The sequence below is a fragment of the Pseudomonas sp. P5_A12 genome, assembly GCF_056400685.1.
In genome coordinates, this window is sequence record NZ_JBFUKU010000136.1 from 1 (window position 1) to 14,821 (window position 14,821).

General features: G+C 59.9%; 11 protein-coding genes. 8 read left to right on the forward strand and 3 right to left on the reverse strand.

Annotated elements, in window-relative coordinates; translation table 11 throughout:
• Nucleotides 1-71: 71 nt before the first annotated feature.
• The 3 genes from gatB to gatC are packed head-to-tail and all read right to left on the reverse strand — an operon-like array spanning nt 72 to nt 3,283.
• Entirely contained in the window at nt 72-1,517 is a 1,446-nt protein-coding gene (gene gatB / locus AC1DSG_RS18210; RefSeq protein ID WP_150782085.1) for an Asp-tRNA(Asn)/Glu-tRNA(Gln) amidotransferase subunit GatB, read from the reverse strand.
• A gap of 10 nt (nt 1,518-1,527) precedes the next feature.
• Nucleotides 1,528-2,979, reverse strand: coding sequence for an Asp-tRNA(Asn)/Glu-tRNA(Gln) amidotransferase subunit GatA (gene gatA / locus AC1DSG_RS18215; protein WP_477792127.1), 1,452 nt, complete (start codon nt 2,977-2,979; stop codon nt 1,528-1,530).
• 16 nt (nt 2,980-2,995) lie between these two features.
• Complete coding sequence (gene gatC, locus AC1DSG_RS18220; protein ID WP_477792128.1) at nt 2,996-3,283, reverse strand: Asp-tRNA(Asn)/Glu-tRNA(Gln) amidotransferase subunit GatC; 288 nt, start codon at nt 3,281-3,283, stop codon at nt 2,996-2,998.
• Nucleotides 3,284-3,494: 211 nt separating this feature from the next.
• On the opposite strand from gatC, the gene mreB reads away from it, so the two are divergent.
• The 8 genes from mreB to tldD form a co-directional block, all read left to right on the forward strand.
• On the forward strand, nt 3,495-4,532 hold the full coding sequence (gene mreB / locus AC1DSG_RS18225) for a rod shape-determining protein MreB (RefSeq protein WP_002555108.1): 1,038 nt from the start codon (nt 3,495-3,497) through the stop codon (nt 4,530-4,532).
• A 142-nt stretch (nt 4,533-4,674) separates the two neighbouring features.
• Nucleotides 4,675-5,829 (forward strand): rod shape-determining protein MreC, encoded by a 1,155-nt coding sequence (mreC, locus tag AC1DSG_RS18230; RefSeq protein ID WP_477792135.1) that lies wholly within the window; start codon nt 4,675-4,677, stop codon nt 5,827-5,829.
• Nucleotides 5,829-6,320, forward strand: a complete 492-nt coding sequence (mreD, locus tag AC1DSG_RS18235) for a rod shape-determining protein MreD (RefSeq protein WP_477792129.1) — start codon at nt 5,829-5,831, stop codon at nt 6,318-6,320. The genes mreC and mreD overlap by 1 nt, the downstream gene beginning before the upstream one ends.
• A 197-nt stretch (nt 6,321-6,517) precedes the next feature.
• A complete protein-coding gene (locus tag AC1DSG_RS18240; RefSeq protein WP_477792130.1) occupies nt 6,518-7,114 on the forward strand; it encodes a Maf family protein in 597 nt (198 codons plus the stop codon).
• 57 nt (nt 7,115-7,171) lie between these two features.
• A complete protein-coding gene (gene rng / locus AC1DSG_RS18245; protein ID WP_477792131.1) occupies nt 7,172-8,629 on the forward strand; it encodes a ribonuclease G in 1,458 nt (485 codons plus the stop codon).
• Between the two features lie 75 nt (nt 8,630-8,704).
• Entirely contained in the window at nt 8,705-12,508 is a 3,804-nt protein-coding gene (locus AC1DSG_RS18250; protein WP_477792132.1) for a YhdP family protein, read from the forward strand.
• 221 nt (nt 12,509-12,729) lie between these two features.
• A complete protein-coding gene (locus AC1DSG_RS18255) occupies nt 12,730-13,578 on the forward strand; it encodes a carbon-nitrogen hydrolase family protein (protein WP_477792133.1) in 849 nt (282 codons plus the stop codon).
• 18 nt (nt 13,579-13,596) lie between these two features.
• The coding region (gene tldD, locus AC1DSG_RS18260; protein ID WP_477792134.1) for a metalloprotease TldD at nt 13,597-14,821 on the forward strand (1,225 nt) is incomplete at its 3' end.

Here is a 14,821-nt window from a genome sequence, read left to right on the forward strand (position 1 = left end):
CACACCGCTTTCGCGAGCAGGCTCGCTCCCACAGGGGGTGGAGCCAGGCTTTGGAACTGGCTCCATTGTCATCAGCCTTCGAGCTTGCTTTTCAGCAGTTCGTTGACCTGTTGCGGGTTGGCCTTGCCTTTGGAGGCTTTCATGGCCTGGCCGACGAAGAAGCCGAACATCTTGCCGCGTTTGGCTTCGTCTGCCGCGCGGTACTGTTCAACCTGTTCGGCATTGGCCGCGAGCATCTCGTCCAGCACCGCCGAGATGGCGCCGCTGTCGGTCACTTGCTTGAGGCCGCGCTTGTCGATGATTTCGTCCGCGCTGCCTTCACCGTTGGCCATCGCTTCAAACACCACCTTGGCGATCTTGCCGGAGATGGTGTTGTCCTTGATGCGCAACAGCATGCCGCCCAGTTGCTCGGCGGAAACCGGCGACTGTTCGATGTCCAGGCCTTGTTTGTTGAGCAGGCTGCCCAACTCGACCATCACCCAGTTGGCCGCCAGTTTGGCGTCGCCGCCGATGCTCGCAACTTTCTCGAAGTAATCGGCTTGCTCGCGGCTGGTGGCCAGCACGCTGGCGTCGTAGACCGACAGACCGAACTGTTCCTGGAAGCGCTCGCGTTTTTGCGGTGGCAATTCCGGCAGGGTGGCGCGTACGTCGTCGAGGAACGAGTCTTCGATGACCACCGGCAGCAGGTCCGGATCGGGGAAGTAACGGTAGTCGTTGGCTTCCTCTTTGCTGCGCATCGGACGGGTTTCGTCCTTGTTCGGATCGTACAGGCGGGTCTGCTGGATCACTTTGCCGCCGTCTTCGATCAGCTCGATCTGACGCTGGACTTCGCTGTTGATCGCCTTCTCGATGAAGCGGAACGAGTTGACGTTCTTGATCTCGCAGCGGGTGCCGAATTCAACCTGGCCTTTCGGGCGGATCGACACGTTGCAGTCGCAACGCAGCGAGCCTTCGGCCATGTTGCCATCGCAGATGCCCAGGTAGCGCACCAGTGCGTGGATGGTCTTGACGTAGGCCACGGCTTCCTTGGCGCTGCGCATGTCCGGCTCGGAGACGATTTCCAGCAGCGGCGTGCCGGCACGGTTCAGGTCGATGCCGGTGGCACCGTTGAATTCCTCGTGCAGGCTTTTACCGGCGTCCTCTTCCAGGTGCGCACGGGTCACGCCGACACGTTTGATCGTGCCGTCTTCCATGGCGATGTCCAGGTGGCCCTTGCCGACGATCGGCAATTCCATCTGGCTGATCTGGTAGCCCTTGGGTAGGTCCGGGTAGAAATAGTTTTTACGGGCGAACACGTTGTGCTGGCCGATCTCGGCGTCAATCGCCAAGCCGAACATCACTGCCATACGCACCGCTTCCTGGTTCAGCACCGGCAGTACGCCGGGCATGCCCAGGTCTACGAGGCTGGCCTGGGTGTTCGGCTCGGAACCGAAGGTGGTGGAACTACCGGAAAAGATTTTCGACCGGGTGGTGAGCTGGGTATGAATCTCCAGCCCGATCACGACTTCCCATTGCATGTGTGTCTCCTCAGAAGCCGGTTGGGGTGCGGGTGTGCCAGTCAGTGTTCAGCTGATACTGGTGGGCAACGTTCAACAGGCGACCTTCCTGGAAATACGGCGCGAGCAGTTGCACGCCCACCGGTAATCCATCGACAAAACCGGCCGGCATGGACAAGCCCGGCAGGCCGGCGAGGTTGGCGGTGATGGTGTAGACGTCTTCCAGGTACGCAGCGACCGGGTCGCTGTTCTTGGCGCCCAGCTTCCAGGCCGGGTTTGGCGTGGTTGGGCCGAGGATGATGTCGACCTCATTGAAGGCGGCCATGAAGTCGTTCTTGATCAAGCGACGAATCTTCTGGGCCTTGAGGTAGTAGGCGTCGTAGTAACCGGCCGACAGCGCGTAGGCACCGACCATGATCCGGCGCTGCACTTCCGGGCCGAAACCCTCGCCACGGGAGCGCTTGTACAAGTCGATCAGATCTTTCGGGTTTTCGCAGCGATGGCCGAAACGCACGCCGTCGAAACGCGACAGGTTGGACGAGGCTTCCGCCGGGGCGATCACGTAGTACGCAGGAATCGCGTGCTGCATGTTCGGCAGGCTGATTTCCTTGATCACGGCGCCGAGCTTTTTCAGCTCTTCAACGCTGGCCATGACCAGGTCGGCAATGCGCGGGTCGAGACCGGCGCTGAAATACTCTTTCGGTACACCGATGCGCAGGCCTTGCAGCGAACCGTTGAGGCTGGCGCTGTAGTCGGGCACCGGCTCGTCGATGCTGGTGGAGTCATTCGGATCGAAGCCGGCCATGCCTTGCAACAAAATTGCACAGTCTTCAGCCGTGCGCGCCATCGGGCCGCCCTGATCGAGGCTGGAGGCGTAGGCGATCATGCCCCAGCGCGAAACGCGACCGTACGTCGGTTTAAGGCCGGTGAGGTTKGTCAGTGCAGCCGGCTGGCGAATGGAACCGCCGGTATCGGTGCCCGTGGCCGCAGGCAGCAGGCGCGCGGCAACTGCTGCGGCCGAACCACCGGACGAACCGCCAGGCACGTGTTCCAGGCTCCACGGGTTTTTCACCGGGCCGTAGTAGCTCGACTCGTTGGCCGACCCCATGGCGAATTCGTCCATGTTGGTCTTGCCCAGGGTCACGGTCCCGGCAGCGGCCAGCTTGGCAACGACGGTGGCGTCGTACGGGGCTTTGAAGTTGTCGAGCATCTTAGAGCCGCAGCTGGTGCGGATGCCCTGGGTGCAGAAGAGGTCTTTGTGCGCAATCGGCGCACCGAGCAGGGCGCCGCTCTCGCCGTTGGCCCGGCGTGCGTCAGCGGCTTTCGCCTGCTGGAGCGCCAGGTCCTCGGTGAGGCTGATGAAGCTGTTGAGCTGAGGATCAAGCAGGGCGATACGCGCCAGCAGGGTTTTGGTCAGCTCTTCGGAAGAAAACTTTTTATCGGCGAGTCCGCGGGCGATCTCGGCCAGAGTCAATTGATGCATTGCAGGCTCTTTCCCTTTAGTCGATGACTTTCGGAACCAGGTACAGGCCGTTTTCGACCGCTGGTGCGATGGACTGATAGGCCTCGCGATGATTGGTCTCGGTCACGACGTCTGCACGCAGGCGCTGGCTGGCTTCCAGTGGGTGGGCCAGCGGCTCGATACCGTCGGTATTGACAGCCTGCATTTCGTCGACCAGACCCAGAATGCTGTTCAGGGCCGAAGTGATGCGTGGAAGATCGGCATCATTGAGGCCAAGGCAGGCCAAATGAGCGATTTTTTCCACGTCGGAGCGTTCAAGCGCCATTGCGATTCTCCAGTGGAAAACAGAACGGACGGCGTCCGTGTGTTAGATTGTCTGAACACTACCGCATTTCTACGGTCATAAGGCCGCGATTGTGGGGGTTGGTGCACAGAAAAGCGGCCAATTTAACATATTGGCGCCTTGCCCAAAATCCCTGTCGTTGTTAGAGTTTGCCGCACTTTTTTACCCACGCGTTGCCTAGGGTCCCTTTCCCATGTTCAAGAAACTGCGTGGCATGTTTTCCAGCGATCTTTCCATTGACCTGGGCACTGCCAACACCCTTATTTACGTGCGCGAGCGCGGAATCGTCCTGAATGAGCCATCGGTTGTGGCTATTCGGACACACGGTAACCAGAAAAGTGTCGTTGCTGTCGGCACCGAAGCGAAGCGCATGCTCGGCCGAACGCCGGGCAACATTGCTGCCATTCGTCCGATGAAGGACGGCGTGATTGCCGATTTCAGCGTCTGCGAAAAGATGCTGCAATATTTTATCAACAAGGTTCACGAAAACAGCTTTCTGCAGCCTAGCCCTCGTGTGCTGATCTGCGTTCCATGCAAATCCACTCAGGTTGAGCGTCGTGCCATCCGTGAATCGGCCCTTGGTGCCGGTGCTCGTGAAGTGTTCCTGATCGAAGAGCCAATGGCTGCTGCGATCGGCGCCGGTCTGCCGGTTGAAGAAGCACGCGGTTCGATGGTGGTCGATATCGGTGGTGGTACTACCGAAATCGCACTGATTTCCCTGAACGGTGTGGTTTACGCCGAATCCGTACGGGTTGGCGGCGACCGCTTCGACGAAGCGATCATCACCTACGTGCGTCGCAACTACGGCAGCCTGATCGGCGAGTCCACCGCCGAACGCATCAAACAGGAAATCGGTACAGCCTACCCAGGCGGCGAAGTACGTGAAGTCGACGTGCGTGGCCGTAACCTGGCCGAAGGCGTCCCGCGTGCTTTCACCCTGAACTCCAATGAAGTGCTGGAAGCTCTGCAAGAGTCCCTGGCCACCATCGTTCAGGCTGTGAAAAGTGCACTGGAGCAATCTCCTCCTGAGCTGGCGTCGGATATCGCCGAGCGCGGTCTGGTACTGACCGGTGGTGGCGCCTTGCTGCGTGATCTCGACAAGTTGTTGGCCCAGGAAACAGGTCTGCCGGTGATCGTCGCCGAAGACCCGCTGACCTGCGTTGCTCGCGGCGGTGGCCGTGCATTGGAAATGATGGATAAACACACCATGGACCTGCTTTCCAGCGAGTGATCTCGCCGGTTGCATCTATGCTGTTGGCGCGCAGGCAGCACTTTGCAGTGCTGCCTGTTGGCGTTTATCTTCTGTCAGTCTGCATCCAGGCCGGTTTGATGCCGTATGAATAAAGAGAACATTTGCCTGGGAGGAGCGGCTTATTAAACCGCTTTTCGCCAAAGGGCCTTCACTGGGCGTGCGCTTGTTGGTGCTGGTCGTGCTATCGGTCGCGCTGATGGTGGTCGATGCCCGCTTCACACTGCTCAAGCCAGTGCGTAGCCAAATGTCGCTGGTGCTGATGCAGTCTTACTGGATCACCGACCTGCCGCAGCGGCTATGGCAGGGTGTGGCCAGCCAATTTGGCAGCCGTACCGAGCTCGTCGCGGAAAACGAAAAACTCAAAACCGAAAACCTGCTGTTGCAGGGGCGCATGCAGAAGCTTGCCGCCCTCACCGAGCAGAACGTTCGGCTGCGCGAGTTGCTCAACTCCTCCGCGCTGGTCAACGAGAAGGTCGAAGTGGCCGAGTTGATCGGCATGGACCCGAACCCCTTCACCCATCGCATCATCATCAACAAAGGTGAGCGCGACGGCGTGGTCCTCGGTCAGCCGGTGCTCGATGCGCGCGGCCTGATGGGGCAGGTGGTCGAGTTGATGCCCTACACCTCCCGCGTGTTGCTGCTGACCGACACCACCCACAGCATTCCCGTGCAGGTGAACCGTAACGGTTTGCGGGCGATTGCCAGCGGTACCGGCAACCCGGAACGCCTGGAGCTGCGTCACGTAGCCGATACCGCTGACATCAAGGAAGGTGATCTGCTGGTCAGCTCCGGCCTTGGTCAGCGGTTCCCGGCGGGTTACCCGGTGGCGACGGTCAAGGAAGTGATTCACGACTCCGGGCAGCCGTTTGCCATCGTTCGCGCCGTACCGACCGCTGCGTTGAACCGCAGCCGTTATTTGCTGCTGGTGTACAGCGACGGCCGCACGGCCGAGGAGCGTGCCAACGAAGCGGCCCAGGCGCAGGAAGCACTGGACCAGTACGGCGGCGGCCCGATCATTCCGGCGACTGTATCCAAACCGGTTTCTGTGACGCCTGCTGCAACGGTTGCACCTGCTGCCGTGCCGACAACACCTGTTGCGCCTGCGGCCCCGGCTACCGCAACCCCGGCCAAGCCTGCGGCTGCGAAACCTGGCGCTAAAAAGCCGCCGGAGGCTGCACCTGCGGCCGCTAAACCGCCGGCAACGCCACCCGCTGTCGTGAAGCCTGCTGCCAAACCGCCTGTCCCCGCGCCGGCTACCACTGGGAGACAAGAATAATGGTCGGTGTCAAAGCTTCCCGAAACGGCTGGATGGTATGGGTGACGTTTGCTGTCGGCCTGTTGCTCAGCGTCTCGCCGTTGCCGCAATTCATGGAAATTCTCCGCCCGCTGTGGCTGGCTTTGCTGCTCGCGTTCTGGGCGCTGGCCCTGCCGCAAAAAGTCGGCATGCTCACCGCGTGGTGCCTGGGGCTGGCTGAAGACGTGCTTTATGGCACGTTGCTTGGTCAGAATGCGCTGATCCTGACGTTGATCACCTTCCTGGTGCTGTCGCTGCAACAACGCTTGCGCATGTTCCCGATGTGGCAGCAGAGCCTGGTGATTCTGGTGATCTTTGGTCTCGCACAGCTTGTTCAGTTGTGGCTGAGCGCCTTGACCGGCAATCGTCAGCCGACGTTGGCGCTGGTGCTGCCGGCACTGGTCAGTGCGTTGCTGTGGCCATGGGTCAGCTACGGTTTGCGTGGCTTGCGTCGGCGCTACAAAATCAATTAATTCGGTCAGGCATTTGCCGGTGCCCTGCCTCGCAAATACGTTCCCTTTTTTGGCGAGTGGCTGKTGTTGCCAGACAAGGCGCCGCGACGAGTCATAGCTCGCTATGGCGAGGAGCGGCAACGCAGTATGGCTGCAACAGACGCCGCCCAAAAGGAACAGTATTTGTGAGGCAGGGCACTAAACAGGGAGATGTCTTGATGAAACAGCTTTACCTCGCCTCAGGCTCGCCGCGTCGGCGTGAACTGCTCACGCAGATTGGCGTGCCGTTCTGCGCCATCAGCGCGGATATCGATGAAACCCCTTTGACTCACGAGTCCCCATCGGCCTATGTCGAGCGCCTGGCGCGCGGCAAGGCCGAGGCCGGGCGAGGCGTGGTCGTCTCCGATGCGGATTTTTGCGTGCTGGGGGCCGATACGGCGGTGGTGCTGGACGGGAAAATTCTTGGCAAACCGGTGGACGAAGCCCAAGCGTGCGCCATGCTTATGCTCTTGGCCGGCCGTGAGCATGAAGTGCTGACCGCCATCGCCGTACTCGACGCAGAGCGCTGCGAGTCTCGGGTGGTGCGCAGTCTGGTGCGGTTTCGCAACATCAGTCGCGAAGAAGCGGCAGCCTATTGGGCCAGCCGTGAGCCTCGCGACAAGGCGGGTGGCTACGGAATTCAGGGGCTGGGTGCGGTATTTGTTGCCGGGCTTAACGGCAGTTACTCGGCTGTCGTCGGGTTGCCGCTGTGCGAAACCGCAGAACTTCTCGGCCATTTCGGCATACCCTGTTGGCAAACACTTGACGCGCGTTGAGCGTCGTACTGACAAGATGCAGCCATTATCGTGAATACGCCTGAACGAGACCCTGCCATGAGTGAAGAGATTCTGATCAACATCACGCCGATGGAGTCGCGCGTGGCGGTGGTCGAAAACGGTGTTCTGCAAGAGGTCCACGTCGAGCGAACGCAAAAGCGCGRGATCGTCGGCAACATCTATAAAGGCAAGGTCGTACGGGTTTTACCAGGCATGCAGGCGGCGTTCGTCGACATCGGCCTGGACCGCGCGGCGTTCATTCATGCCTCGGAAATTTCCCTGCGCGAAGGTCCGGCTGTCGAAAGCATCAGTGCCCTGGTGCATGAAGGCCAGAGCCTGGTGGTCCAGGTCACCAAGGACCCGATCGGTTCCAAAGGCGCACGCCTGACGACTCAGCTGTCGATTCCATCGCGTTATCTGGTGTACATGCCGCGCACCGCTCACGTCGGTATTTCGCTGAAGATCGAAGACGAGGCCGAGCGCGAGCGCCTCAAGCAGGTGGTCACCGATTGCGTGGCCAAAGAAGGCATCATAGAGGCTGGCGGCTTCATTTTGCGCACCGCTGCAGAAGGGGCTGGCGCCGATGAGATCCTCATGGACATCCGCTATTTGCGCCGGCTTTGGGACCAGATCAACGAACAGATCAAAACCATCAGCGCGCCGAGTGTGATTTATGAAGACCTCGGCCTGGCGTTGCGCACCTTGCGTGACCTGGTGAGCCCGAAGATCGAGAAAATCCGCATCGACTCCCGGGAAACCTTCCAGAAAACCACGCAGTTCGTCGCCGAACTGATGCCGGAAATCGCCGATCGTCTTGAACACTATCCGGGCGAGCGGCCTATTTTCGATTTATATGGCGTTGAAGACGAAATCCAGAAAGCCCTGGAACGCAAAGTCCCGCTCAAGTCGGGCGGTTACCTGGTGGTCGATCCGGCGGAAGCCATGAGCACCATTGACGTCAACACCGGGGCTTTTGTCGGCCATCGCAATCTTGAAGAAACCATCTTCAAGACCAACCTCGAAGCCGCCACCGCCATTGCCCGTCAGCTGCGCCTGCGCAACCTGGGCGGGATCATCATCATCGACTTCATCGACATGGAAGACGAAGAACACCAGCGCCAGGTACTGCGCACGCTCGAGAAGCAATTGGAACGCGACCACGCCAAAACCAACATCATCGGCATCACCGAGTTGGGCCTGGTGCAGATGACCCGCAAGCGAACCCGCGAAAGTCTTGAACAGGTACTGTGCGAACCGTGCAGCAGCTGTCAGGGGCGAGGGAAATTGAAGACGCCGGAAACGGTCTGCTACGAAATTTTTCGAGAAATCCTCCGCGAGGCGCGCGCCTATCAAGCGGAAGGCTATCGTGTATTGGCGAACCAGAAAGTTGTCGACCGATTGCTCGATGAAGAGTCAGGTAATGTTGCCGAACTGGAAGGATTTATCGGACGCACCATTCGGTTCCAGGTGGAAACCATGTATTCCCAGGAACAATACGACGTGGTGTTGCTCTGAATCGCTGTGTTTCATCCTTGCTAGAACGGCTGGCCTCGACTTTTCGCAGCATTTTTGCCATGGGAGCCACCTGACATGGAGCGTCTGACACGCATATTGGTCGCACTGACCCGCTGGGGTCTGGGCCTGTGCGCGTTGGTATTGGTATTGATGGCGCTGTACGTCAGCCTTGGTCGTGAACTGACGCCTCTGGTGGCCGAGTACACTGCAGAAGCCGAAACCAAAGCCAGCGAAGCCTTGGGCATGCCGCTGAAAATCGGCAAGCTGGAAGGTAACTGGAGCGGTTTTGCGCCGATCTTGCTGGCTCATGACGTGACGGTCGGAGAGGGTGCCAATGCCCTGCGCCTGGACCAGGTGCGTGTGGTGCCGGACCTGTTGGAAAGTTTATTGTCTCGCCAGGTGCGCATCGCTCACCTGGAGCTGAACGGCCTGAAGATCAGTCTCAAGGAAGGCGACGACGGAAAGTGGGCGCTGGAAGGTCTACCGGTGCAGCAGGATCAGCCGCTCGATCCCGAACAACTGCTCAACAGTCTGCAGATGGTCCAGCAGTTGTCGGTGATTGACAGTCAGGTGACCTTGCAACCACTGGATCACCCGCCGCTGACCCTGACCTACGTCGGCCTTAACCTGAAAGTCGGTGCTGCCCGCCAGCGCCTTGATGCCCGTTTGACCTTGCCTGACGGCCAACCGGTGGCCATGAGCCTGCGCACCCGTATCCGCGCCAGTGAATGGCGTAATGGCGAAGCCGAGGCTTACCTGAGCCTGCCGCAAAGTGATTGGTCGAAGTGGCTGCCCAAGCGCCTTACCCGGGAATGGAATTTTTCCGAGATCAAGGCCGGTGGCGAGCTCTGGATCAATTGGGGCCAAGGCACAGTGCAAAGCGCTGCGATCCGCCTGAACGCGCCGCAGCTCAAAGGGGCTTACGCCGAACGCAAGCCGATCCAGATCAACAATCTGGCGCTCAATGGCTTTTTCCAGCGCAGTACCGAAGGCGTCGTGGTGACGCTGGATTCCCTGGCCATGAACTTCGGCGAGACGCGCTGGGAATCGCGTTTGCAACTCAAGCAGCATTCCGCCACTGACAAGGGCGAAGAACTCTGGCACCTCCAGGCTGACCGCCTCGACCTCACCCCGCTTACGCCATTGCTGAATGCCTTGGGTCCACTGCCTGAAGGCGTTGCCACGGCGGTCGAAAAGCTCAAAGTGACCGGCGGATTGCGCAATGTGCTCATCGACTTCAAACCCAATGCCACTGACGACAGCAAATTCAGCTTCGCCGCGAACCTCGACCGCGTAGGTTTTGATGCCTATTACGGCGCTCCGGCGGCGCGAAATGTCAGCGGCAGCATCAGCGGTGACCTTGGCAAGGGCGAGCTGCGCATGGACAGCAAGGACTTTGTCCTGCACCTGACTCCTATTTTCGCCAAGCCATGGCAATACATTCAGGCCAACGCGACGCTGACCTGGAAGCTCGACAAGGAAGGCTTCACCCTGATCTCGCCGTACCTCAAGGTGCTCGGCGAGGAGGGCARGATTGCCGGTGACTTCCTGATTCGCCTGCGTTTCGATCCCGCTCAGGATGACTACATGGACCTGCGGGTCGGCATGGTTGATGGGGATGGTCGTTACACCGCGAAGTACCTGCCGACAATGCTCAGCCCGGCGCTGGACGAATGGCTGCGTACGGCAATTATCAAGGGCGCGGTGGACGAAGGTTTCTTCCAGTATCAGGGGTCGCTGAAATCTGGCGCCGGCGATACCGACCGCAGCATCAGCCTGTTCTTCAAGGTGCACGATGCGGAGCTGGCTTTCCAGCCAGGCTGGCCGCATGTCAGCAAGGTCACCGGTGATGTGTTTGTTGAAGACAGTGGCGTGCGGGTTCTGGCCAGCAAGGGCCAGTTGCTCGACACCCGGGTTAGCGATATTTATGTCGATATTCCCCATGTGCCTGATGGCAAAACCGTCCATCTGTTCCTCGACGGTGGATTCGCCGGCGGTTTGGGCGATGGCCTGAAAATTCTTCAGGAAGCGCCGATAGGCACCGCTGAGACCTTCGCCAAATGGGAAGGTGAGGGTGATCTGCAAGGCAATTTGAAACTGGATATCCCGCTGGCTAAAGGCGAGCAGCCGAAGATTATCGTTGACTTCAAGACCGCCAAGGCGCGTCTGAAACTGGCTGAACCAGTGCTGGAATTGACTCAACTCAAGGGCGATTTCCGCTTTGACAGCACCAAGGGATTGAGCGGGCAACACATCAGCGCTCGGGTCTTTGATAAGCCTGTCACTGCGCAGATTTTCGCCGATGGCAATGCGAGTAACCTCAAGACACGCGTCACGGCTTCCGGTCAGGTCGAGGTCAAAAAGCTCACTGACTGGTTGCACGTGACTCAGCCGGTACCGGTTTCCGGGGTGTTCCCGTATGAGTTGGAACTGAACCTGGTTGGTGCTGACAGTCAGTTGATGGTCAACTCCTGCCTCAAGGGCGTGACAGTCGATCTACCGGCCCCGTTCGGCCTGACGGCCGGTGTGTGCCGCGACACGTCGTTTCGCATGACCTTGCAAGGTCCGGAGCGGCGCTATTGGGTCAACTATGGTCAGTTGGCAAATTTTACGTTTGCAGCACCGAATAACAATTTTGCCGAGGGGCGCGGTGAGCTGTTCCTCGGTGGTGGCGATGCCGTTTTGCCTACTGCCAAGGGGCTGCGGGTGCGGGGCGCGCTGTCTCAGTTGGATGTCGGCCCGTGGAAGGATTTGGTGGACAAGTACGCAGGCCAGGTCTCGGGTGATAGTGCCAAACAGTTGCTCAGCAGTGCGGACTTCACGGTTGGCAAGCTCAGTGCTCTGGGCGCTACCCTCGATCAGGCTTCTGTGCAACTGAACCGAAATTCCGCCAGTTGGGCTCTGCAACTCGACAGTCAGCAGGTCAAAGGCACCGTTGGTGTTCCGGATGCGAAAGGCGCACCGATCACGGTCAATCTGCAACACATACGCCTGCCCGCAGCCGATCCCAAGGTAGTGACCGACGAGAATGCCCCCGATCCATTGGTCACGGTGGACCCGACAAAGATTCCGGCACTGGACATCACCATCAACCAGCTGTTCCTGGGGCAGGATCTGGTGGGTGGCTGGTCAATGAAAATCCGTCCGACCGCGAAGGGTATTGCGCTCAATACGCTGGACATGGGCCTCAAGGGGATTCTGTTGCAAGGCCGTGGCGGCTGGGAAGGTGTACCCGGTAGCACCAGCAGTTGGTACAAGGGGCAGATCAGCGGCAAGAACCTGGCCGATGTGCTCAAAGCCTGGGGATTTGCGCCGAGTGTCACCAGTGAAAAATTTCATATGGACGTCGACGGTCGTTGGCCCGGTTCGCCGGCCTGGCTGGCCAGCAAGCGTTTCTCCGGCACGCTTGATGCGACGCTTACCAAGGGCGAGATTGTCGAGGTCGACGCCAGTGCCCAGGCCCTGAAAGTCTTCGGCCTGCTTAATTTCAACTCCATCGGTCGACGCTTGCGCCTGGACTTTTCCGACTTGTTCGGCAAAGGCCTGAGTTATGACCAGGTCAAAGGTGTGCTGGTCGGGACCAATGGCGTCTACGTCACCCGTGAACCGATCCGGATGACCGGTCCGTCCACCAACCTTGAACTTAATGGCACCTTGAACCTGGTGGGTGACCGGATTGACGCAAAGTTGCTGGTGAGTTTGCCGGTGGCCACTAACTTGCCGATCGCGGCGTTGATCGTTGGCGCTCCGGCGGTCGGCGGCGCGTTGTTCCTGATCGATAAACTGATGGGTGACCGCATGGCCCGTTTTGCCAGTGTCCAATACACCGTCAAAGGCCCATGGAAAGATCCGAAAATCACCTTCGACAAGCCTTTTTGACGCTCTTTTTCAAAAGCCATGTCCCGGGCCGATGGAGTAGCATGGCCAAACGCAGGTCGTGTAGCAGCTGGCGRAGCCTGCGTCCGGCTGCGMAGCAGTCGTAAATCCGGATTGCACGGTTTATCTGAAAGACCATGTCGACCGATTTTACGACTGCTKCGCAGCCGGACGCAGGCTYCGCCAGCTGCTACAGGCGGACACTTCTCAAGTAAGGAAAAACCATGTCGGTAGCGGTGATTCAGATGGTCAGCCAGAGCGACGTGCTGGCCAACCTGGCGCAGGCACGCCTGCTGCTTGAGCAGGCAGCAGCTGGCGGTGCGCAACTCGCCGTCCTGCCGGAAAACTTCGCCGCGATGGGCCGTCGCGACATCGCCGACATCGGCCGTGCCGAAGCATTGGGCGATGGCCCGATCCTGCCATGGTTGAAACAGACCGCCCTCGACCTCAAATTATGGATAGTGGCCGGCACGTTGCCGTTGCCGCCGGTGGATCAACCGACGGCGAAGGTGCATGCCTGCTCGCTGTTGGTGAATGATCACGGCGAGACGGTGGCGCGCTACGACAAGCTGCATTTGTTCGACGTGGATGTGGCGGACAATCGTGGGCGTTATCGCGAGTCCGATGACTATGCTTATGGCAGGGGTGTGGTGGTGGCGGATACGCCGGTCGGTCGAGTCGGGCTGACGGTGTGTTATGACCTGCGCTTCCCGGAGCTGTACAGCGAATTACGCGCCGCCGGAGCGGAGCTGATTACCGCGCCGTCGGCGTTTACCGCGGTGACCGGTGCGGCGCATTGGGATGTGCTGATTCGTGCCCGCGCCATCGAGACGCAATGTTATGTGCTGGCGGCCGCTCAGGGTGGGACTCATCCGGGGCCGCGAGAAACCTGGGGGCATGCCGCAATCATCGACCCCTGGGGTCGGGTGCTGGCGCAACAGGATCAAGGCGAGGCCGTGCTGCTGGCCGAACGCGATAGCAGCGAACAGGCGTCCATCCGGGCGCGGATGCCGGTGTCCAGTCACCGGCGCTTTTTCTCGCAGGGCGCTCAGCGACCTGCCTCAGAACGATGAATTTAAGGCGTAAAGCATATGAGCGAGTTGTTGTCCTCAGTCAGTGAACACCTCCTGGCGCCCGGCGGCGTAACGATCGAGAGCCTGCAAGGCGTGCTCGGCGATCTGGCCGGCCCGGGCATCGATGCCGCCGACTTGTATTTCCAGGGGCAGATATCCGAGTCCTGGGCGCTGGAAGACGGGATCGTCAAGGAAGGCAGCTTCAACCTCGACCAAGGTGTCGGCGTGCGTGCGCAATCGGGTGAAAAAACCGGTTTTGCCTACAGCAACGCCATCACCCTGGAAGCCCTCGGTGCAGCGGCCCGTGCCGCGCGTTCGATCTCCCGCGCCGGGCAGAACGGTACGGTGCAGGCGTTCACCACACAGGACGTCGCACAGTTGTATGGGCCCGATAACCCGCTGGAAGTGATGACCCGCGCCGAGAAAGTCGAACTCCTCAAGCGCATCGATGCCGCCACTCGCGCCCTCGACCCGCGTATCCAGCAAGTCACCGTGAGCATGGCCGGTGTCTGGGAACGTATCCTCGTCGCGTCCACGGATGGCAGCCTGGCCGCCGATGTACGGCCGCTGGTGCGTTTCAATGTGAGCGTGATCGTCGAGCAAAACGGTCGCCGCGAGCGCGGTGGACATGGTGGCGGCGGGCGTACCGATTACCGTTATTTCCTCAGTGACGACCGCGCCATGGGTTACGCCCGTGAAGCGTTGCGTCAGGCGCTGGTCAACCTTGAAGCCATTCCTGCTCCGGCCGGTACATTGCCGGTGGTGTTGGGTTCCGGCTGGTCCGGTGTGCTGCTGCACGAAGCGGTCGGCCACGGTCTGGAAGGCGACTTCAACCGCAAGGGCAGCTCTGCGTACAGCGGACGCATGGGCGAAATGGTTGCGTCCAAGCTGTGCACCATCGTCGATGACGGTACGTTGGCAGGCCGTCGCGGCTCTCTGAGCGTCGATGACGAAGGCACCCCGACCGAATGCACCACACTGATCGAAAACGGCGTACTCAAAGGCTATATGCAGGACAAGCTCAACGCCCGCCTGATGGGCGTGGCCCGTACTGGCAACGGTCGCCGTGAGTCCTACGCACACCTGCCAATGCCACGCATGACCAACACTTACATGCTGGCGGGCGAAAGCGATCCGGCAGAAATCATCGCCTCGGTGAAGCGCGGCATCTACTGCGCCAACCTCGGTGGCGGACAGGTAGACATCACCAGCGGCAAGTTCGTGTTCTCCACCAGCGAAGCGT

Coding starts and splice junctions, on each gene's coding strand:
- gatB (WP_150782085.1), bottom strand. CDS start 1,517: ATGCAATGGGAAGTCGTGATCGGGCTGGAGATTCATACCCAGCTCACC.
- AC1DSG_RS18240 (WP_477792130.1), top strand. CDS start 6,518: ATGAAACAGCTTTACCTCGCCTCAGGCTCGCCGCGTCGGCGTGAACTG.
- mreB (WP_002555108.1), top strand. CDS start 3,495: ATGTTCAAGAAACTGCGTGGCATGTTTTCCAGCGATCTTTCCATTGAC.
- mreD (WP_477792129.1), top strand. CDS start 5,829: ATGGTCGGTGTCAAAGCTTCCCGAAACGGCTGGATGGTATGGGTGACG.
- AC1DSG_RS18255 (WP_477792133.1), top strand. CDS start 12,730: ATGTCGGTAGCGGTGATTCAGATGGTCAGCCAGAGCGACGTGCTGGCC.
- gatC (WP_477792128.1), bottom strand. CDS start 3,283: ATGGCGCTTGAACGCTCCGACGTGGAAAAAATCGCTCATTTGGCCTGC.